This window comes from Corynebacterium sp. HMSC076G08 (genome assembly GCF_001811515.1).
Taxonomy (GTDB): Bacteria; Actinomycetota; Actinomycetes; order Mycobacteriales; family Mycobacteriaceae; genus Corynebacterium; species Corynebacterium hiratae.
In genome coordinates, this window is sequence record NZ_KV805050.1 from 38,406 (window position 1) to 58,076 (window position 19,671).

Annotated in this window: 22 protein-coding genes and 1 tRNA gene; 10 read left to right on the forward strand and 13 right to left on the reverse strand. The window is 60.7% G+C overall.

Annotated features, from left to right (window positions below):
- Positions 1-11 precede the first annotated feature (11 nt).
- From HMPREF2806_RS07570 to HMPREF2806_RS07585, 4 genes are all read right to left on the reverse strand, one after another.
- A complete protein-coding gene (locus HMPREF2806_RS07570) occupies positions 12-1,958 on the reverse strand; it encodes a galactan 5-O-arabinofuranosyltransferase (protein ID WP_070517109.1) in 1,947 nt (648 codons plus the stop codon).
- A 38-nt stretch (positions 1,959-1,996) separates the two neighbouring features.
- The gene (locus HMPREF2806_RS07575) at positions 1,997-2,755 is read right to left on the reverse strand and encodes a decaprenylphospho-beta-D-erythro-pentofuranosid-2-ulose 2-reductase (RefSeq protein ID WP_046647037.1); all 759 of its coding nucleotides are present in this window, start codon (positions 2,753-2,755) and stop codon (positions 1,997-1,999) included.
- Positions 2,756-2,769: 14 nt separating this feature from the next.
- Positions 2,770-4,173, reverse strand: coding sequence for a decaprenylphosphoryl-beta-D-ribose oxidase (locus HMPREF2806_RS07580; protein ID WP_070517111.1), 1,404 nt, complete (start codon positions 4,171-4,173; stop codon positions 2,770-2,772).
- Between the two features lie 154 nt (positions 4,174-4,327).
- Positions 4,328-4,606: a hypothetical protein gene (locus HMPREF2806_RS07585; protein ID WP_046647039.1), complete on the reverse strand. Its 279-nt coding sequence runs from the start codon at positions 4,604-4,606 to the stop codon at positions 4,328-4,330.
- 36 nt (positions 4,607-4,642) lie between these two features.
- Between HMPREF2806_RS07585 and HMPREF2806_RS07590 the strand changes: the two genes are divergently transcribed.
- Genes HMPREF2806_RS07590 through HMPREF2806_RS07605 form a run of 4 tightly spaced genes read left to right on the forward strand, consistent with a single transcriptional unit; the run spans position 4,643 to position 6,841 of the window.
- On the forward strand, positions 4,643-5,065 hold the full coding sequence (locus tag HMPREF2806_RS07590) for a hypothetical protein (protein ID WP_070517112.1): 423 nt from the start codon (positions 4,643-4,645) through the stop codon (positions 5,063-5,065).
- A 20-nt stretch (positions 5,066-5,085) separates the two neighbouring features.
- A complete protein-coding gene (locus HMPREF2806_RS07595; protein WP_046647041.1) occupies positions 5,086-5,961 on the forward strand; it encodes a plasmid pRiA4b ORF-3 family protein in 876 nt (291 codons plus the stop codon).
- 11 nt (positions 5,962-5,972) lie between these two features.
- Positions 5,973-6,383, forward strand: coding sequence for a GtrA family protein (locus HMPREF2806_RS07600; protein ID WP_046647042.1), 411 nt, complete (start codon positions 5,973-5,975; stop codon positions 6,381-6,383).
- 2 nt (positions 6,384-6,385) lie between these two features.
- A complete protein-coding gene (locus tag HMPREF2806_RS07605; RefSeq protein WP_070517114.1) occupies positions 6,386-6,841 on the forward strand; it encodes a GtrA family protein in 456 nt (151 codons plus the stop codon).
- Here the strand turns inward: HMPREF2806_RS07605 and HMPREF2806_RS07610 are convergent.
- Positions 6,838-7,752 carry a galactofuranosyltransferase GlfT1 gene (locus tag HMPREF2806_RS07610; protein ID WP_180963921.1) on the reverse strand — a complete coding sequence of 305 codons (915 nt, stop codon included), beginning with the start codon at positions 7,750-7,752 and terminating at the stop codon, positions 6,838-6,840. The two genes, HMPREF2806_RS07605 and HMPREF2806_RS07610, sit on opposite strands and share 4 nt — an antisense overlap.
- Positions 7,753-7,786: 34 nt before the next feature.
- Here HMPREF2806_RS07610 and HMPREF2806_RS07615 point away from each other — a divergent pair, with 34 nt between their 5' ends.
- Positions 7,787-8,392: a GNAT family N-acetyltransferase gene (locus tag HMPREF2806_RS07615; protein WP_049156810.1), complete on the forward strand. Its 606-nt coding sequence runs from the start codon at positions 7,787-7,789 to the stop codon at positions 8,390-8,392.
- A 63-nt stretch (positions 8,393-8,455) separates the two neighbouring features.
- Complete coding sequence (locus tag HMPREF2806_RS07620; RefSeq protein ID WP_049156758.1) at positions 8,456-9,346, forward strand: Fic family protein; 891 nt, start codon at positions 8,456-8,458, stop codon at positions 9,344-9,346.
- On the opposite strand, the gene HMPREF2806_RS07625 is transcribed toward HMPREF2806_RS07620, so the two are convergent.
- Both HMPREF2806_RS07625 and HMPREF2806_RS07630 read right to left on the reverse strand, forming a co-directional pair.
- Complete coding sequence (locus HMPREF2806_RS07625) at positions 9,343-10,140, reverse strand: galactan export ABC transporter ATP-binding subunit Wzt/RfbE (protein WP_010188329.1); 798 nt, start codon at positions 10,138-10,140, stop codon at positions 9,343-9,345. The two genes, HMPREF2806_RS07620 and HMPREF2806_RS07625, sit on opposite strands and share 4 nt — an antisense overlap.
- A 12-nt stretch (positions 10,141-10,152) precedes the next feature.
- Complete coding sequence (locus HMPREF2806_RS07630; protein ID WP_049156811.1) at positions 10,153-11,004, reverse strand: galactan export ABC transporter permease subunit Wzm/RfbD; 852 nt, start codon at positions 11,002-11,004, stop codon at positions 10,153-10,155.
- Positions 11,005-11,199: 195 nt separating this feature from the next.
- Between HMPREF2806_RS07630 and HMPREF2806_RS07635 the strand changes: the two genes are divergently transcribed.
- Complete coding sequence (locus tag HMPREF2806_RS07635) at positions 11,200-12,411, forward strand: aminotransferase class V-fold PLP-dependent enzyme (RefSeq protein WP_070517116.1); 1,212 nt, start codon at positions 11,200-11,202, stop codon at positions 12,409-12,411.
- Here the strand turns inward: HMPREF2806_RS07635 and HMPREF2806_RS07640 are convergent.
- Both HMPREF2806_RS07640 and HMPREF2806_RS07645 read right to left on the reverse strand, forming a co-directional pair.
- A complete protein-coding gene (locus tag HMPREF2806_RS07640; protein ID WP_070517118.1) occupies positions 12,408-13,364 on the reverse strand; it encodes an NAD(P)H-quinone oxidoreductase in 957 nt (318 codons plus the stop codon). The two genes, HMPREF2806_RS07635 and HMPREF2806_RS07640, sit on opposite strands and share 4 nt — an antisense overlap.
- A gap of 15 nt (positions 13,365-13,379) precedes the next feature.
- Positions 13,380-14,276, reverse strand: a complete 897-nt coding sequence (locus HMPREF2806_RS07645; RefSeq protein ID WP_070517120.1) for an NAD(P)/FAD-dependent oxidoreductase — start codon at positions 14,274-14,276, stop codon at positions 13,380-13,382.
- A 226-nt stretch (positions 14,277-14,502) separates the two neighbouring features.
- On the opposite strand from HMPREF2806_RS07645, the gene HMPREF2806_RS07650 reads away from it, so the two are divergent.
- The 3 genes from HMPREF2806_RS07650 to HMPREF2806_RS13600 all read left to right on the forward strand — a co-directional run bounded on the left by HMPREF2806_RS07650 (position 14,503) and on the right by HMPREF2806_RS13600 (position 17,435).
- Positions 14,503-16,215, forward strand: a complete 1,713-nt coding sequence (locus HMPREF2806_RS07650; RefSeq protein WP_070517122.1) for a SulP family inorganic anion transporter — start codon at positions 14,503-14,505, stop codon at positions 16,213-16,215.
- 128 nt (positions 16,216-16,343) lie between these two features.
- Positions 16,344-16,431 (forward strand) — tRNA-Ser (locus HMPREF2806_RS07655).
- An 863-nt stretch (positions 16,432-17,294) separates the two neighbouring features.
- Positions 17,295-17,435: a type II toxin-antitoxin system Phd/YefM family antitoxin gene (locus HMPREF2806_RS13600; RefSeq protein WP_010188335.1), complete on the forward strand. Its 141-nt coding sequence runs from the start codon at positions 17,295-17,297 to the stop codon at positions 17,433-17,435.
- A gap of 79 nt (positions 17,436-17,514) precedes the next feature.
- Here the strand turns inward: HMPREF2806_RS13600 and HMPREF2806_RS13090 are convergent, their stop codons facing one another.
- The 4 genes from HMPREF2806_RS13090 to HMPREF2806_RS07675 all read right to left on the reverse strand — a co-directional run bounded on the left by HMPREF2806_RS13090 (position 17,515) and on the right by HMPREF2806_RS07675 (position 19,589).
- Entirely contained in the window at positions 17,515-17,784 is a 270-nt protein-coding gene (locus HMPREF2806_RS13090) for a type II toxin-antitoxin system RelE family toxin (RefSeq protein WP_083298940.1), read from the reverse strand.
- A 9-nt stretch (positions 17,785-17,793) separates the two neighbouring features.
- The gene (locus HMPREF2806_RS07665; protein WP_083298941.1) at positions 17,794-18,039 is read right to left on the reverse strand and encodes a type II toxin-antitoxin system Phd/YefM family antitoxin; all 246 of its coding nucleotides are present in this window, start codon (positions 18,037-18,039) and stop codon (positions 17,794-17,796) included.
- A 70-nt stretch (positions 18,040-18,109) separates the two neighbouring features.
- Positions 18,110-18,853, reverse strand: coding sequence for an NAD-dependent deacylase (locus tag HMPREF2806_RS07670; RefSeq protein WP_070517128.1), 744 nt, complete (start codon positions 18,851-18,853; stop codon positions 18,110-18,112).
- Positions 18,854-18,857: 4 nt separating this feature from the next.
- Positions 18,858-19,589 (reverse strand): DUF1648 domain-containing protein, encoded by a 732-nt coding sequence (locus HMPREF2806_RS07675; protein ID WP_070517130.1) that lies wholly within the window; start codon positions 19,587-19,589, stop codon positions 18,858-18,860.
- Positions 19,590-19,671: the final 82 nt, after the last annotated feature.

Consider the following 19,671-nt stretch of genomic DNA (forward strand, 5'->3'; position numbering starts at 1 on the left):
GACGTGCCTTTTTAAGATCTGGCCGCGACGACGAAGGGGCCGATTTGTTTGACTTCCCAGCCCTTCTCAAAGACTTCCGGGTTGAAGAACACCGCGCGGTAGCGCACGTTGGGCTGGTTGGGGTAGATGTCTTCTGCCAAGTGCGTCTTGTAACCATCACCGGGTTCTTCCATGTCGCCGCGGAAGATGAGGACGTCCGGCCCGCGCCACGGCGCAGACTCGAGAGACTGCGCGAACTCCTCCGGAGTTTGTTCCCAGGACTTAGAGGCCCACTCCTCGATTTGCAGGTTGCGGGTGCTGAACTCTCCCAGCGGGTTGGCGTAGTTGCTGGTGAAGGCGTTGAACCCGTAGTAGGGGTTATACGCCATGAAGAGCTTTTCATCCGTCAGGACAACCGTGTCGGTGGCGTCGTAGCCCTGGGAGTCGATGAACTCGCGGATCTTGGCGTAGTTGGCGGAGGAATCGCTGGTGTAGCGGTCCGCGCGCTCACCGTAGCCGTCGGTATCGGTATAGGCGTGGTCCAGGGCGGTCACGTTCGTCGCCGGGATCTGCTGGGCATAGTAGATACCGCCAAGGCCCATGATGATGGCGAATACCAAGGTTATGCGCCTGCTCGTGGTCTCGGTGAAGCGCGCCGGGTAGAGCGTGGGAAGGCCCATGAGGCGGACGTCGGCCAGCGCGAGGATGCCAGCAGTGGCGAAGAGCACCGCGACGATCAGCTCGAGGCGGAAGCCCAGCAGCGTGCTGCCGGCGAGGGTCATGACCATAGAAGCCAAGATCCACAGGTAGGTGCCGACGATCGCGGTGCCCATTGACTTGATGTCGGGTTCGTCGATGCGTAGGACGAGGTAGATCAAGCCGATGAGGCTGAGAATGCCGATGACGGACAAGGAGAGGAAGGGGGCCGGGATCTGGGTTCCCTCCTCCGGCAGGTAATGCTGCGCGGTGGATTCCAGCGGGGCGGTGGCATGCAGAACCGCGCGCAGGTATGGCGCCCAGGCGATCGCGGCGATGGCCAGGGAACCGGCCGCGATAGTGGCGAGGTGTATCAGGGGAGTCCATGTACGTTCGGCCATGCAGGTGACGAGCGCAATGAGACTGACGATGGTCAATGCCACGGCACCGGTATAGAGCGTGTAGAAGCAGGCGGAAACTCCCAGGTAGATGGCAATTCCGGCGGTGGAGAACCAGGAGGAGCTGTGGAAAGCATGCGAGCACAGCACGGCCACGGCCGGCACCCCCATGGCGATGACCGCGGAATACGGCTCCTCAGCGCCGATGGCCAACGTCACCGCTGTGGTGGTGAGGGCAATGGCGGCGGCAACCGGAAGGGAACCGGACAGCCGTTGCCACAAGGGAACCAGGATGCACCCGGACACGGCCAAGGAGATGAGGCTCCATGGTTGGTATACCTCCCAGCCAGGCATGTTGAGGAGGTTGGCTAGCCGCCCGCCCATCCAGAACCAGCCCAGTGGGTAGAAGGTGGGCAGTCCCTCGTAGTTCATGTCCGCATAAGAGCTGGCCTCCGTGGCGCGGGTCAGGAATTGGGTGCGGAAGACCTGGTCTACCTGGACGCCGTCGAGCCACAGGCGGGAGGCCGAAAGGGGCAGACCGATGCTGGTGAGCGTGAGCAGCGCTGGGGAGATATAGCACACAGCGGTGGTGAGCCACGTCCGCCAGCGGGGGCGCGGGGAGGTACCAATCACCCACCACACGCATAACGCGCCCACTAGGAGAACGGTGAGCGCAGTTCCCGCAGTGCTCAATGCGCGGGTCACCATCGACGTACTGAACGCCGGAAGGGAGACCGTTTTGAAGGCGAAGAAACCAATGAGCGTGATAAGGCCACCACCTACAGCGGCGGCGGCCATTCCCACGAGAGTGGCGCGACGCGGCAAGCGGTCGACGTTATATTCCACGGTGGGGGAGATAGACGACGTGGCGGGAGACTCAGTCATGCACTTAGTCTCCCACACGCCGTGGACATAGCGGAACTTTAGAAAGGCAGCTTCCGGAAGATCGCCTGCGGGATGAACTTGAATCCCAAGGACACGTACTCAAAGAGCGGGTGCACGAAGATGGACTGCTTGCCGTCGAGCACTGCCTTGACGGTGGCCTTGGCTACGTCGGAGACGTTAACGGTCAGTGGTGCCTCGCCGGCTTCCGCCGACATCTTGGTGCGCACCTGGCCCGGGCGAACCACCAGCACTTTGGCGCCGGAGCCGCGCAGGGCCTCGCCGAGGTTGATGAAGAAGCCGTCCACGCCGGCCTTGGAGGCGCCGTAGACAAAGTTGGAGCGGCGCACGCGCATGCCGGCGACGGAGGACAGCGCCACGATGGTGCCGTGGCCCTGCTGCTGGAACTTCTGGCCGAGTAAGACTCCGAGGGAGACCGGTGCGGTGAAATTGGTCTGGGCCGAGGCAACTGCCTTAGCCTGGTCCTGCCAGAGTTCCTCCTGGTCACCGAGGGTGCCGAAGGCGATGATGGCGACGTCGACATCGCCACGTTCAAACGCGCGCTGGACGACGTCCGGGTGGCCCTCGAAGTCAGTCGCGTCAAAGTCCAGGACCTCGACGTCGCCACCGCGGGACTCGATGGTGGCGCGGGCCTCCGCGATACGTGGGGAGTCGGCACGAGCGGCCAGGGTGACCTTGGCCGGGCCGCGCTCGAGGAATTCCTCGACGATGCCGAGGCCGATCTCGGAGGTGCCGCCGAGAAGGAGGATGTGTTGTGCTTGGCCTACTGCATTCAGCATGAGGTTAATCCTTTCTAGTGCAGCTCGAGGCGGCGGGACATATCGGAGGCGAAGACGCCGGTCGGGTCGATGTTGTTGCGGGTCTTGAGCCATCCCTCGAGGCCCGGGTACATCTTGTGGAAGTTCTCCGCCGAGGTGCGGGACTCCTTGGCCAGGTAGAGGCGGCCACCAAATTCCATGACGCGCTTGTCCAGATCGTCGAGGAAGGTGCCCAGGCCCGGCTTGATGGGGAAGTCTACGCAGACATTCCAGCCCGGCATCGGGTAGGACAGCGGGGCCTTGTTACCCGGGCCGAAGAGCTTGAACACGTTGAGCGCGGAGTAGTGGCCGGAGCGCTGCATGTCCCGGATGATGTCCTTGAAGGGCTCGACGGCGTCGGTCGGCACCACGAACTGGTACTGCAGGAAGCCGTTGGAGCCGTAGCCGCGGTTCCACTCGCCGATGAGATCCAGCGGCTGGTAGAACTGCGTGAGGTTCTTGACCTGGTTACGGGCCGGGGCGCCCATGAGGTAGTAGGCCTCGCCGATAGCCATGAGCGAGAGCTTGTTCATGGTGAAGTTCGGGAAGATATCCGGAACGGTCATCAGCTGCGGGGCATTGAACTTCAGCGGATCTTTCGCCAGCTTCGGGTTCAGCTCCTCCAGCTGCTCTAGCGTGGCCAGGGAGCCGCGGGAAATGGTGGAGCGGCCCAGTTTCGGCTCTGGGGAGATGACGTCGAACCACGCGGAGGAATAGGTGTAATTGTGCTCCGATCCATCGGAGTGGAAGGCGATGGTTTCCTCGAGGTTATTGGTGCGGTCGGTATCCGCGATGAAGTAGGCGGTTTCCGTCTTCGTCATCTTGATCTTGGCGCGCAGGATGATGCCGGTCAGGCCCATGCCGCCGACGGTGGCCCAGAAAAGATCGCTGTTTTCACCTTCCGGGGTCAGGTGCAGCACGCGGCCGTCTGCCACGAGCAGCTCCATCGAGGCGACGTGGTCACCGAAAGAACCGGCGGAGTGGTGGTTCTTGCCGTGGATATCCGGGCCGATAGCACCACCGATGGTGACCTGGCGGGTGCCCGGCAGAACTGGAACCCACAGGCCATAGGGCAGGGCAGCCTTCATGAGCTGGTCGAGGGTGACGCCACCGTCGACGTCGACGATGCCCGACTCCGGGTCGATGGAGTGGATGTTGTTGAGTGGTTGCATGTCGATGACGAGGCCGCCGGCGTTCTGCGCGGGGTCACCGTAGGAGCGGCCCATACCGCGGGCGATGACGCCGCGGCGCAGGTGGGAAGGCTTATCAGCGTTATCCTCGGCCACCTGGGCGACGGCAGTCTTAATGACGTCGACGTCCGGGGTGGATAAAACATGGGCGGTTGTCGCCGCCGTGCGGCCCCAACCGTAGAGGGACTTCTCAGTAGTATGCAGTTCCATCTCTTACTCTTTAAATCGATGTGATGGGTCGGTTTTCTACACTACCTAGGCGGCAGTGGCTGTGGCGGGAGTGAAAACGTGAGATTAGGTACAAAAGCCAAGCAAACGGAACATTTGTGCCGTCCGGTTGTATGGTTTTCGGTCCTGTTTATGGCTAGTACAGATCCATGATCTGCCGGATTTCCTCGGGAAGTTCATCCTGCGAGGTGATCTCAGGGCCTTCATAAGAACGCAGGATTTCATAGACGCGGCCGCGCGAGGTGGAGTCGAGGATGGGCAGTTCCTCGGCGATGAGCCGCGTCATAAAACCATTGAGTGGCAGTGAGGTGTGCTCGGTAGCGAGGAAGTGCCCGTGGCGCTTGTCGTCCTCGGCGCGCTCATCTTGCGCCGCGCGCTGTGCCGGAGTGAGGTGCTCTTTTTTGGAGGAGTACATGCACGGTAGCCTACCGCCCGCCTAAAGTGGTGCGGTATGACTTCTCCCAAGCAAGACAATTATGCCCTGGATGACACCCTCGCCGGACGTATCACCCAAGCCACGGCCGTGGCGATCATGACCTCTTATCCGGATTGGATCAAGAACAAGACTGCGCTCGTGTCCGCCTATGTCCTGTCTTTCTTAGGCTTTGGTGCACTCGTGGCCATTACTAATGCCGAGAGCCACGAGGGGCAACCGGAGCCGGAGAAGCCGGAGGTGCCGCTGTGGGCGCTTCCGGTTGGCCTTGGTGCGCTTGTGGTTGGCGGCTGGTTGGGGATTAAGGCACAGCGGGGAATCGTTAGCTTTATCCGCCGCCGCGGCGTGGCAAAACCGTGGACGGTGTGGGGCGGAATCGGGGCCGCCATCGTGTTCATCCTCAGCGAGCTCGAAGCACGCGAGAACGCCGCTCGAAACTAAAAGTGCGTATGGTGGGGCACATGAGCTCACAGGTCACAGATTTGGCGCAGGTCCGCGCCAAACGTGGTGATTCTGCTCGAACCCTGCTGTGTCAGGTGTCCAACGTCCGCGCGGAAGCTGAGGTGCACCGCCAGATTGGTTTCTCGGACGCGCTCACGCTGGAAGAGCTTCATCATATTCTCGAGGTCTGCTTCGGACTGCCTCAAGAGGATTCGCCGTGGCACTTTTTTGAACATACCGATGCCCGCGGCCAACGAATCGATCCGAGCCATACCGTGCGCGAATTCTTAAGCCGCGAAGGCGAGCAGATTGATTATGCCTGGGGGCTGTGGGATTTCGAGATAGTCGTGGTGGAGACCTATCCGCGCGATAACGGCACGCCGGAGGCTCTGTGCGTGGGCGGCTCCGGATCTTTTCAGACACCGTTTGATCTCACCGCCGTGAATGCTGAGCTCACAGGCCAGGAAACCATTGATGAAGTTCTGGATCTTGTGGTTAGTCCCGTCCGCGCGCTCATTGAAAGAACCCGGCTCTATGACTTCGTTCCGCTCCTCCAAGCTTTGGACTTGCATCGCGAAGTCAGCATTGATGCTCGGGCGTACCGCCAGCTGCGTACTCTGCCGCGAGAAGTAACAAACGAAGGCAAGGACGCCTTTTGGTCGATGGCGCTGGCGCTGTCCTGTATGGGCGGGCGCGAGCTGACGGATTCCGTGGTGGAGACCGCCATGGCGGCGTTAGGCTGGGTCGACGATGACGGCGAGGAGCTTCGCGGTGCTGAGATTCGGGAGCTGTGCACGGCCTCCCTCAAGGTTCTTTCCTCCCTCGGCGCCTATGGTGAAGACGCCGTCGCACCCGTGGACCGCCTGGACATTTACCGCGCCCTCATCCGCGGGTAGAGTATTCCGCCGTGACTGAACCTACTTCCACCCTAAAGACACAGCTCGTGCGCTTTGTCTCCGTCGGTGTTTTCACTGCGGCCATCGACTATGGCCTCACCCTCTTCCTGACGTACCTAGGCCTGCACCGCTCCCTGGCCAAGGCGATCGGTTGGGTTTTCGGTACCATCGCCGCGTATGTGGCCAATGCTCGCTGGACTTTCGGTGCGCAAGTGTCTGGTCGTACCGCCGGTGCCGTGGGCATGCTGTACCTGTCTACCTTCGCCGTGCAGAACTTCCTGTATTGGGTGCTCAACGCTCCGCTGATCAGTCTGGGCTTCGAGGGCGCGCTGAAGGACACTATCGCTTTCGTCATCGCGCAGGGCGTGGCCACGGTGACTAACTTCGCCATTCAGCGCGTATTCATTTTTAAAGGCAAGTAACTATGGCTGGTCGCGCCGAACGCCTCTCACGATCGAATTCCCTGCACGCGCAGGGCGCGAAGTTCGCCATTACGGGAGCCATTGCCGCGCTTATCGACGTCTCCCTGACCTGGCTTTTTCAAATTGGTTTAGGGGTGTTCGGGGACGTGGGCTCCCGAACTGTTGGCTTTGCTGTGGGCACCTTCGTGGCTTATCTGCTGAACCGGCGCTGGACCTTCAACGCGCGGGCCTCGAAGCGCCGCTTCGCTGCCGTGTTTGCTACCTACGCCATGACCTATGCGATCAACATTCTGTTGTATCGCTGGGCCTTTCCCTTCTTTGATCACACGCTGGACTGGCCCTCGTCCTGGGCACTGGCGGTGGCTTTCGTGATAGCCCAAGGCACCGCCACACTCATCAACTTTTTTGTGCAGCGGTGGGTCATTTTCCGCAGCACGCGCAAGTCCTTTGAGGTTTAGGGCCTGCGGAAGTCTTCCTTGCGGCCGCGGTTGTGCAGGCGCAACCACTCTACAAAGCCCTTCACGTCATGTTGCTGGACCAGGAAAAACCAGCCAAAACGTGCGAATTCCTGCGGCAGCAGCTTGCGCATGCCGCGCTGCCACAGAAGGTAGCCGCGGTTGCGGTAGGTAAAGAAGCGCTTGAACTCGCCCTCCGGATATTGCGTATGCATTTTGCCACCGAGGATGGGCTTGAACTCGTCGGAGCCGTCCGGGTGCAGGTAGCTGGTGGTCAGCGCAGTGCCGAAGCTCAAGCCCGAGTTGACCAGGCGGCGGTGGTACTCCACCTCATCACCACGGATGAACAGGCGGTAATCTGGCACGCCGATGATCTCCATGGCCTCGGCGGAGATGAGCGCGCCGTTAAAAAGCGAGGCGATACCGGGCAGAAAGTCGCCCTCTAATTCGCTCATGTAGCGCCGCCATATCAGTCCCTGGCGAAGAGGGAAGGCGAGCTTGGCGGGCTCATTGATATTGCACACGGCGGGGGAGACTTCGTGGAGTGCGTTGTTTTCCGCAACGCGGTAGAGCTCCTCCAGCACGTGGTGGTCGGCGGGGCGGCCATCATCATCAGCGCACCACACTGCGTCCGCGCCGAGGGCGAGTGCGGTGAGGAATCCCAGCGCGAAGCCGCCCGCGCCACCGAGGTTGGTTTCGGAAGGCACATAGACGCCGCGCTCGCCGGCCAGTTCGTGGAGGAGATCCTCCACGGATTGTTCCGCACCGTTATCCACCACGATGACCCACTGCACCGGGTGTGTTTGGTTCACCACCTGTTCAAGGGAGGCGCGCAGCAGCTCCACGCGCTGGTGGGTGACGATCACAGCGGCCGTCGTTCCGGCCTGGGACAGAGTGGCAGTCATGCGTTCCATTGTGCCACCCGTGCTGAGCTATACGATGCTAGCCATGGCTGTAAAAGGTATTGAAGAGATGTGGGCTCCTTTTGGGATTTCCGTACAGGTCGGCGAGCTGACCTTGCGGGTGCTGCGCGATAGTGACATCGCCGCCATCCACGGTGTTAGCGCCGCTGCGATATTTGGTGAGCCGCTTCCGGAGTACACGTTCCCCTGGCTGAAAGAGAAACCGGACCCGAGCTTCCGGTGGGCGCACCGCGCGCAGATGTCCCCGGAAGAATGGTCGCTCGACTTCGGAGTGCATCTTGATGGTGAGATCATCGGCTCGGTGGATCTGCGGGCGAAGAATTTTCCCGATAACCATGAGGTTGTAACCGGATCGTGGATCTACCACCACCTTCAGGGCCGCGGTATTGGTACGCAGATTCGTCACGCCGTTGCGGTCTTCTGCTTTGATTACTTGGGCGCGCGCCAGCTGCGCTCGGAGTGGGAGCCGGGGAACGAGGCGTCCCAGGCGGTATCACGCAAGCTGGGCTACACCATCAACGGCAACAAAGCAGTGCTGCGCAAAGAGGATTACCAGCCGGGGCCGGAAGTGACTGTCAGTGGCATGACCGAGGAACTGCGCGCGATGTTGGGAATTAACTTCGCACTATGACGGAGATTTCGTGAAACGGAGTAAATTTGTACTCATTTTCACGGAAACTTGTAGAATGTTGGCATGCTTAACGCGCGGACCACCTCAAAAATCGACGCTCTTCTTGATCAGTATGCGGCGTTGCGGGAGGACGCCCCCGAGGCCATCGCGGAGATAGCACGCGCAGAGGTGGCCGAGTCAGTGTATAACTCGAACGCCATTGAGAATTCCACGCTGACTTTGGAGGACACCGAGAACATTCTGGCCGGGCTTACAACTAGGGCGCATGATTTGCGGGAAGTCTTTGAGGCCAAAAACCTGGCGGACGTGACTGAGGAACTTATTCGGGGCGTCGGTAAGCTCGATGCAAACCTCATTCTGAAACTGCATGGCATGTTGCTTCGCGGCATCAACGACGACTGGGCGGGGCGCTTTCGTCGAAGGGGAGAGTGGGTTCGCGTGGGCGCTCATATGGGGGCCAACCCTGAATACGTGGACAGGCTGGTGGACACAGCCATTGCCGAATACTACGAGGACACTAGCTTCTTTGTTGACCGAATCGCGCGGTTCCACGCGGAATTTGAAACCATCCATCCTTTTTCAGATGGTAATGGGCGCATCGGGCGCGTCATTATCAATCAACAACTCTTAGAGCTAGGGGCGCCACCCATCATCATTCCGAACAAAGGAAAAGAGCGCCACTACTACCCAGTGTTCCGTGGCTACCCGGTGAGTGGTGATTTTTCAGCGCTGAGCACGCTCATCGCGCAGCAGCTCGTCGAGTCCTTGCACAAGCGCATCACGCTCATGACCGCGCCGAGGGTAATTCGCCTGTCGGAATGGGCAAAGGTTAACGGTGTCTCTGGGTCCGTCGCCGCCAATAAGGCGGCGCGGGGTACCATTCCCGCCTTCCGACAGCGCGGAACGTGGATGATTGACGCGCAATATGTCAACGAGGCAGGTAGCAGGGGCTAAACGTTCTCCTCGTTATCGAAGCGCTTGCGCAGATCTCGCACGTACTGGCCCACCTCTGGGCCTTCGTACTCGCCGACGACCTCGGAGACCTCGCCCACCGAGCGAATCTGGCCGTGGTCGATCCATAGGGCGGTATCGCACAGCTGGGCCAAGAAGTCATTGGAGTGGGAAGCAAAGACCAGGATGCCGGAGCGCTTCACCAAGTCCTGGAGGCGCACGCGGGCCTTGGCCATGAAGGCGGCGTCGACGGCGCCGATGCCTTCGTCGAGAAGCAGGATCTCCGGCTCGATGGAGGTCACCACACCCAGCGCTAGGCGAACGCGCATACCGGTGGAATAAGTGCGCAGCGGCATGGAGAGGTAATCACCCAGCTCAGAGAATTCCGCGATCTCATCCATCTTGGCCTTCATCTGCTTGATGGTCTGGCCCAAGAAGAGGCCGCGGATGATGATGTTGTCATAGCCGGAAACCTCCGGGTCCATGCCCACGCCGAGGTCGAAGACTGGGGCAACGCGCCCGCGGACGTCGGCAGCGCCGCGCGTAGGTTCGTAGATGCCGGACAGCAGGCGCAGCAGAGTGGTTTTGCCCGCGCCGTTGTGGCCGACGAGGCCCACACGGTCGCCCTCGCGCAGGTGGAGGTTGATGTCTTTGAGTGCCTCCACCATGACCACGTTCTGGTCATTTTTGCCAATGGAGCCACCGGCCGTGGAGAGCATCGCCTTCTTGAGCGAACGGGATTTGGCATCAAAGATGGGAAAGTCCACGCAAGCGTTATACGTATCAATGGAAACCATGGACGATCCTTTCTAGACCCAGTAGGAGACACGGAAGCGCCACTGGCGCATGGCCAGTCCGGCGATGAGCAGGCCGGCGACGGTGCAGCCGATGACGATAAGCCAGTGATAACCGGCAACGGGTTCACCAATCATGGGGGCGCGGATGATCTCCATGTAGTGATAGAGCGGGTTGATCTCAGCGATGCGCGCGCGGCTGGCCACGGCACCTCCCTGCTCCTTCAGGGTGTTGGTCATCCACACGATAGGCGTGACGTAGAAGAGTAGCTGGGTCAGCGCTTCCAGCAGCGGGGCAACGTCACGGAAGCGGGTGGCGATGATGCCGAAGAACATGGCGACCCACACGCCGTTGACCAAGAAGAGCGCCAGCGCCGGGATGAACAGGAAGAACTCCCAGCCCAGGTGGCGAGGGAAGATGATGATGAGCAGCAGCCAGATGATGAGGTTGTGGCCCAAGAAGAGGGTTTGCCGCCACACTAAGCGGTAGACGTGCACCGATAGTGGTGCGGGCAGCTGTTTGATCAAGCCCTCGTTGTCGATGAAGACCGTTGAGCCTTCCTTAATGGCGCCCGAAATGAAGTTCCACATAATCAGGCCCACGGTCACGTGGGGCAGGAATTCTGCAACCGGGATCTGGAAAAGCATGGAGTACAGCAGGCCTAGGGCCGCGGCCATCACGCCGGTCGCGATGGTGATCCAGAAAGGACCCAGTACCGAGCGGCGGTAGCGCTGCTTGATGTCTTGGATGCCCAGCTTGAACCACAGCTCGCGCTGGCGCGCACCTTGCAACAGATCGGCGAAGGCCGCCGACATGGTCATGGAACGCGAGGCCGGCTCCTCGCCGGGTGCAGGCGCGGAGGTCATGCGGGCGACGTCGTCACGCAGGTTTTTCTTGTCTTGCACGCCCTTCACCCTAGCGCGCACATCCGCTAAAAACCTACACACACGCCCTTAACCTGGGAAAACACGAGCGAGCTGGGAAAATCTCGGGTTAGGAAAGATTTACGTAGGGCGTATAGAGTAGGGAGTCGATCCGACGATTCGAGGAAGGGTTGAAGCATGACGGAACAGTATGACGTCGCCAGCGTGCGAGGTCTTTACACTGGTCTGTCCGATGGTTGGACCTACCTGAACGCGCACGCCGCGCCGCAGATTGCAGAACGCGTGGCCTCTGGGGTTGCCCGTTCTTTCCGAATGTCCGCCACGGTGAAGCCTCTGGAGGATGCCGTGGGCGCACACTCGGCGCATCACGACCCCGGGGAGCTCCACGCGGCAGACATGTATGCTTCCGCGCGCCGAGCCGTGGCTGATCTCACGGGTGCGACGGCAGACCGCGTTATCCTCGGCCCGTCCCTGCCGGTGCTGTATCAATCTCTGGGAGTCGCACTGCGCCCGCTGCTGCGCCGCCAGTCCTCGGTGGTGCTCTCCCGTTTTGATTCTCCAGAGCTCACGCGCCCGTTTGCGCACGTGGGCGCCGATACTCGGTGGTCACAGCCAGACCTGGGCACGGGCGAGCTGCCGGCGTTCCAATACGCTGATCTGGTGGATGGCTCTACGCGGTTTGTTGCTTTTTCGGCTGCCCATGAGCTGCTGGGCACGGTCACGCCGGCGTCGGAGATTATTGATACGGTCCATGAGCGCTCGCGCGCCTGGGTGCTTGTCGACGTCTCCTCGATCGCCCCCTACCGTCTCCTCGACTTTGATGCGATTGGGGCGGATATCCTCGGCGTGGATGTGGGTGCTCTCGGTGGCCCGCAGATGGCAGCGCTGGTCTTCCGCGATACCGCGATGTTCCGCCGCCTCGATGAGCTTGTCGTTGGCCCGGTTTCCGCGGGCTTGGCGGGTGGCGTTGGCCCCCTAGTGGATCATGTGGCGGAACTCGCCGGCGGGGAGCGCGGTTCGCGCCGCGTGCGCCTGACGCGTTCGATGCAAGCTCTCTCCGGTTATATGGAGGATCTCACCGGGGATCTCTACAGCCTGTTGGGCACGCTGCCGGCCGTTCACGTCCTGGGAGTGACAGGGGAAGCGGCAGCCGACGCCTCCGATGACCGCCTCCCACGCCTCACCTTCGCTGTGCGGGACGTGCCTGCGGATGTGATTCACCGTCGCCTCTTTGACAATGGCCTGGTGACTACCATCGCCCCGCACACTCCACTGCTCACGGAGATGGGCGTGGAGGAGGTCGGCGGTGCCGTCACGGTCTCGCTGAGCCCGTTCAGCACGTACCACGACGTAGAGCACCTCACCCGCGTCGTGGCGTCGCTGGCTTAGACCTCGAGGACGAGCTTGCCCGTGACCTCGCCGGAGTCGAGGGCTTTGTGGGCTTCGGCGGCGCGAGCAAGCGCATACGTCGCGTGCAGGTAGTGCTTGACGCTGCCGTTCTCTAGCCAAGGCCAGACGTGTTTAACGGTATCCGCAACGATGGTGGCCTTGCCCTCCAACGAGCGGGAGCGCAGCGTGGTGCCCTGCAGGGTCAGGCGCTTGTTAAGCAGAATACCCATGTTGAGCTCGGCCTTCGTGCCACCCTGCATGCCGATGGTGACCATGTGGCCACCCTTAGCTAGCGCGATGAGGTTCTTCTTGAGGTACTTCGCGCCCATGATGTCGAGGATGACATCACATTGGTTTTTCAGCTCCTCGGCGAAGTCCTGCTCGTTGTAATTGATGAGGATGTCCGCACCGAGCTCCTTGCAGGTCTCGAGTTTTTCGTCCGAGCCAGCCGTCACGGCGACGGTGGCGCCCAGTTGCTTCGCCACCTGGATGGCGAAGGTGCCGATGCCGCCCGCGCCACCGTGGATGAGGATGGTCTGGCCTTCCGTGAGACCAGCCTCCATCGCGATGTTGGACCACACGGTGCAGGCCACCTCGATGACGGAGGCGGCCTCGGCAAAGGAATAGCCACGGGGGATGGGCAGCAGCTGGCCCTTGGGTACGGCGACGTATTCGGCATAGCCGCCGCCGGCCAGCAGTGCGCCGACCTTGGAGCCAACCTCGACGTCGGTGTTGCCTGCATCGACGACCTCGCCTGCGACTTCGAGGCCGATAATCTCCGATGCGCCCTGCGGCGGCGGGTAGTGTCCGCGGGCCTGGAGCAGGTCGGCGCGGTTTACGCCGGCGGCTTTGACCTTAACGAGGACTTCGCCGTCTTGGAGTTGTGGTTTATTGGTTTCCCCCAACTCCAGCGAGTGTGGGTCTTCCAGGTTGGTCTGAATGATGGCTTTCATGCCACACCACCGTACTTAAATCCAATCATCCTCGACGAGGAACGCATTGACCGTGATAGCAGCAGCATTGGCCTGGCCCATGGCCATCGCCACCTGTGCGCCTGGATTGACCACGTTGCCCACCGCCCAGACGCGCGGGTGGCTGGTGGCACCGGTGAGATCAGCCTCGATCAGGCTGCCGCCCATCGCCGGTGGCGGACTGTGGCGCTCGAGGTTGAGGTCAGCGAGGAACTCATCGTGGGGGCGGGGAATGGGCATGTAGAACAGCGCATCGACGGCATAGGTTGTACTCCCAACCAGGACTTTTCCGTCCTGGAAGGCGGTGACGGGGCCGTCGATAAGCGCAATGCCCCGCCGGGTCAGGTCCGCGCGCTGCTCGTCGGTGAACTCCATTCCGTTGGTGAAGAAGGTGATGTCCTTCGACCACTGGCGCAGCGTTGCCGCATGGTGGAAGGAGAACTCGCCGATGCAGAGCACGCCGAGCTTCTTGTCCGCTACCTCGTATCCGTGGCAGTAGGGGCAGTGGAGGACCGTATTTCCCCAGTTTTCTTCCAAGCCCGGGATGTTGGGGTGCTCGTCGTCCACGCCGCTGGCGACGATGATAGAGCGGGCAGCGATGGTCTCACCGTTGCTCAACGTGGCGGTGAGCGTGCGGTCATTATCGGTGACGGAATCCACGGTGGCGTTTAGGATCTGCGCGCCGTAGCTGCGCAGCTGTTCCTTGCCGCGCTCCTGGAACTCAAGGGGTGGCGTGCCCTCGAGGGCAATGACTCCATGAATTTCATGGGCGAAACGGTTGCGGGGAGTGGCGGAATCAACAATGAGCACGCTGCGGCGGGCGCGGACCATGACTAGGGCTGCCTGCAGGCCGGCCGCGCCACCGCCGATGATGAGGGTATCTACTGTCTGCATGGCCGCGAGTAAACCAGAGGAGGGTTTATATGGCAATGGTTTTCATTAATTTGTGGCAGGCGTCACGCCCAACCCTGACTTGGCCAAGTTAGTGTCGAAGGGTTGGGGTGTGGTGGGAATTCGTCAACATGAGGCATCGGCCAGAATTGCGAATGCGGCCCGTCGAAGGATGGCGCCTTGTGTATCCTTTGGATGTCGTTGAGCTTTTAAGGAGCAAGAAAGTAGCATGACCTACCCCTCCACCGTCTCTAAGGTGGGCATCCGATCGCGTGCCCTGCGTTTCGCACCGCGCCGCTCGGACTGGTCCCGCGCGACGATCGGGCGCGACCTTTCGGCAGGCCTCATGGTGGCCCTCGTCGCACTGCCCCTCGCGCTCGGCTTCGGCGTTGCGTCCGGTGTTGGCGCCGCAGCCGGAATTACGACGGCCATCGTCGCGGGCATCTTGGCCGCGGTCTTCGGTGGTAGCAATGTTCAGGTAAGCGGCCCGACCGGCGCAATGACCGTCGTGTTAATCCCCATCGTGGCCGACCATGGTGCCGATGGGGTGCTCGTTGTCGGCGTGCTGGCGGGACTCATGCTGCTCTTACTGGCATTCACCGGCGCTGGCCGCGCGATGAAGTACATGCCTTTGCCTGTCGTCGAAGGTTTCACAGCCGGTATTGCGGTGATCATCGGCCTCCAACAGCTGCCTGCTGCACTCGGTGTTGACGTCGACGGCGAGAAGGTCCTCGGGTTGGCGTGGGGCGCAATCAAAGCTTGGTTAGATGCCCCGGGATGGCAGGCGCCAGTGATGACCCTCGCGGTGGCGGCCGGAATCGTGGTTGCGGCGCGCGTTCGTAGTGGCTTTCCCGCGGCGCTGGTGTTGGTAGCTGCCGCGACGGCCATCAACATGCTGGCAGACAGTAACCTGAAGACAATCGGCTACATCCCGTCGACGTTGCCTGCTCCGCGCTTGCCGCACATCCCGTGGGAGCACCTGGATTCCTTGCTGTTGGCAGCGGTCGCCGTCGCAGCTCTCGGTGCGTTGGAATCGTTACTGTCTGCAACGGTTGCCGACGCGATGACTGTCGGCGACCGTCACGATCCCGACCGCGAGCTCTTTGGGCAGGGCGTGGCCAATGTCGTCGCGCCCCTGTTCGGCGGAATCCCCGCGACCGCCGCGATCGCCCGAACTGCCGTCAACGTGCGGGCCGGCGCAGGTACGCGCCTGGCGGCGGTGTTCCATTCGCTGCTTTTGCTCGTCGCAGTGCTCGTCGCGGCCCGGTGGGTGGGCGAGATTCCTCTCGCTGCGCTTGCCGGCGTGCTTATCGCCACTGCGATCCAGATGATCCATCCGCGGAACCTCCGCTCGGTGATGCGCGCCACCAAGGGCGACGGGGTCACCCTGCTTATTACGGCTGCCGCCACCGTCGTGTTCGACCTTGTCGTCGCCGTGCTCATTGGCCTTGTAATAGCGGGCTTCTTCGCGCTGCGCGATACCGCCCGCACGGCGGTGTTAGAGGCCGCTCCACTGGAGACAGGAGACCACCGCGACAAGGAACGCGAACTCCTCGATGAGCACATCGCCGCCTTCCGCTTGGAAGGCCCACTCTTCTTTGGCGCAGCGCACGATTTCCTCCTCGATCTCGCTGATGCTTCGTCGGTCAAGGTTGTCGTGCTCCGCATGCGCTATGTCACGACGATTGACGCCACTGGCGCCCAGATGCTCGCTGACACGATCGGGCGCCTTGAACGTCACGGCACCCGGGTCCTACTCTCAGCCACGAAGCCCGAACATGTTCCGGTGTTACGCGAACTCGGCGTATTTGACCAGCTTGCGCACGAGAATCACGTCTTCGACGACACTCTCGACGCCATCGCCCACGCCCGACTGCATGTCTCGCGCATTCAGCATGAGGAGTCGGATGGCGCACCCGCGGCGTCGCAAAGCAATCAGTAGGACGAGTAGCACTGGCGAACCTGCGGTTGTGAGGCGATTATCGGTGACGTGTTGAGCCGAATTCTTCTCCCGCGGCGGAGTCTAGTACTCTGAACGTGTTGCGCGCGGTGCATGCTGACGCGTGACGAGGAGGCGTGGCAGAGCGGCCGAATGCACTGGTCTTGAAAACCAGCGTGGGGAAACTCACCGCGGGTTCAAATCCCGCCGCCTCCGCCAATTGTTTTGGTGATTGCACCAGAATCTTGCGTATATTTAGCAGTGGCACTGGGCTATTCTGGTTCCATGGCCAATCGGCAAATATTCCTCCGCCCAGAGTACAGCCACCCAAGTTCGCTGTGGCCGTCTGAAGAACTCATAGTTTCTGGGGCTAATAGAATCGGATTCTATCTTCCTGAAGACTTAGGGATTGGGCCCGGTCTGGGAAGCGAAATCCTTGAGTGGACGGAGGAATTCCAGCAGAATTTCCTCGAGAAACCCGATAGCTTTTGCCAGCGTCCGCGTTGGAAGGACCAATTCGATAGATTTCGATGGTACGACGCGGGATGGCGTATTACTCGCCAATTAAGGGAGCTTTTTCCATCGGTACAGATTGTTCCCCAGTTCGCTCAATTCGTTTTCTCCGTTAATGAGCGAAGAGAAAATGCAGGGAAGAAGCCCTTATGCCTCCCCGGAGAACAACTCACAGGGTTTGTATGCATTAGGGATGTGAGGAATGACGATTAAGGGACGTTATCGCTCTACGGCGTCAGGCATTGTCTCCGTTGTTCATCGCTGCAGTCACCCAGCTCAGAACGCATCCCACTAGTAGGAACCCGCTAATTTGCAGGTGGGTGGCCCAGTTTCCGCCGCCGCCAGGCAAGGCGAGAAAAATTGAAAATGCAACTGCGGCAAGGCAGTGGAGGGTCAACCGGCTATGTGCGCCTAGACGTCGTTGTGGCCAGGCTTTTTCGATGGCCCAGCTCACTGCTATGAGAATGGCGTAAAAGGTGATTCCCGCTAAGGCTCCTGGAACAAGGTAGAGCATGGATTCATCTCCTCTCGGGGGGAATAATGGTTGTGGTAAGGAAGGCGGTTTCGTGATGTCAGAGGATAACTATTCGGCGTGGGTAGAGACTGATTATCTTTTCGGCTCCCCAGTCAATGCTCGCCGGCTATTGGAGTCTTACGAGCAAGTACTGGACGGAAAGGCTAAGGAGCACGACATCGATCTAGATGTGTAAGAACTATCTTCCGATCGAAGTGGAGTATTCACCTTCTGGCAGGGTGGAACCGGTTTAGTTTATCTGAGAGGAATTTTACCTATTTCCGGTAAACATCTCGTCGGTGAGCAACGCGCAGGACGAGCACCACGAGTTTTCCGTCTATGATTTCATAAACCACGCGATAGTGTCCGACTCGAATTCTGTACAGGTCATCTGAAGCTTTTAGTTTCTTTACTCCATCCGGGCGAGGGGTAACGGCTAAGTCTTCGATTGCAGCAAGTAGTCGCCTCTGTGTCGGCCTGTCGAGCTTGCGTAGCTCCTTGGCTGCGGATGCCTTATAGGTGATGTGATAAGTGGAGTTAGCCATAGAAGGCGATTAGGTGAGTCCGAGTTCTTTTTTGAGGTCTTCGTGTGAAATCTCTACGGCTTCTCCTCGGGCAATCTCTGCCGCCTGAACATCCTCACGATCTTCTAGTGCTTCGACTGCGCGGGCGAAAAATGAGGGAGAGACGACAAAAGCGCGAACACGGCTTCCACGGCTAGTGATGGCGACGGGTGTGTGCTGTGCCTCTTCAAGAATTTGGCTTTGGGATTGGCGGAATTGGCTGGATGCCACTGACATCGTTTTCATACTGCAAATGTACATCTTGTACATTTCGGTGGGCAAGGGTCGCGGGATATCGGGTTGCTGTTTATCCGATCCGCCCCGCCAGGATGCGAGATAGCGCCTCCGCTGCGGTGGCGGTGACCACCACGCTGGCAAGCGGCGAGAGGTCCGTGGGCTGCGGGGTGACTTCCACGATGGGGATGCCGCGCGCGTGGGCAATCTGCGGCAGGCCGGCGGCAGGGTAGACCACGCCGGAGGTTCCAACGATGAGCAGCGCGTCCGCGGTGGACATGCGGCGCTCGGCCTCGGCCCATTCGTCGTCGGGCAGGGCCTCGCCGAACCACACCACGCCCGGGCGCACGAGCCCGCCGCACACGGGGCACTCGGGTGGTGTGATGCTCTCGACTGGCTCTGTCGGGAGCGCGATGTTGCCGTCATACGGGGTATCGCAGTCGGTGCAGCGGAAGGCAAACAAGGAGCCATGCAGGTGAACCACGTCCTGGCTTCCGGCGCGCTCGTGCAGGTTATCGATGTTTTGCGTGGTCACCGTCATGCCGTGTGCGGCGGCGATTGCGCGGTGCCCGGCGTTGGGCTCGGCCCGCTGCGCCAGCTGGGCGCGCCACAGGTACCAGGCGAACATGGGCTTAGGCTCGGTACGCCATGCGCTTATCGACGCCATCGCAACCGGATCCACGTTCTCCCAAATGCCTGTCTGCGCATCGCGGTATGTGGCGATGCCGCTGTCCGCGCTCATGCCTGCGCCGGTGAACACCTCGACGTGGGTGGCATCAGAAAGAATCGAGTGTGCGCGCTCAAACAGGTGCTCCATGCATTTAGAGTACGGCGATGAGCACGCAGAATGCTATGGATGCAGTGAGGGCGATGCCCATGCGCCACAGGTAGCGCCGGCCCGGTTCGTGCGCGGTGTTGATCTGCAGCTTCGATGGATTCGTGGGGAAGACTGCCATGCACATGGGGTCTGTGGGCTCGTTGTAGACGCCCATGCCACCGGCAAAACGAAGTGCTTCGTTGCGAACCTTTTCATCATCGTCGGTTGGTATGGCTTTCACAGCCTTCGCAGATGTCAGCGTTAACCGGACGCCCTGAATCATGATGAACACGGTGAAGGCTATCCACGCGGCCACGAGGAGAAAGCCCGAGAAGGGGATATCCGGAATGACGGTGCAGACCGCAGTGAGGCACACGCAGGCCGTCATGGTGAGGACTGTCTGGGCAATGAACGTGGAGGTCTTTCCAGTGAGCAGCTCCGCGCGCTGTGCCGTGGCCTCGGAGAACGGAAGAGTTGACTCTGCCGGAACATCCATTGTTTTTCGAGCCAGCGAGATCGGCGGCACGCACAGCGGCAGCGCAATGGCGAACACAACGCCGATCCACACCAGGACCGTTGCGTTGAGGAAAGATTTGGGCTCGAAGCGGTCCGGGTTGCCCGAGCCATCGAAGTGGACCGGGATGGGATCAGGCACCGAGTCCCAACGCAGCAGCATGTACAGCAGCGTGAGAGCACACACCACAGCGGTGGCGACGTAATACTGGCGGCTTCTCATGGCAGTGAGCTTACAAGGTGGCCTGTTGTTGGCTGCGCTGCGGGAGTCGGATTCTTACATGGTTCCAGTCATAAGGTTCGCT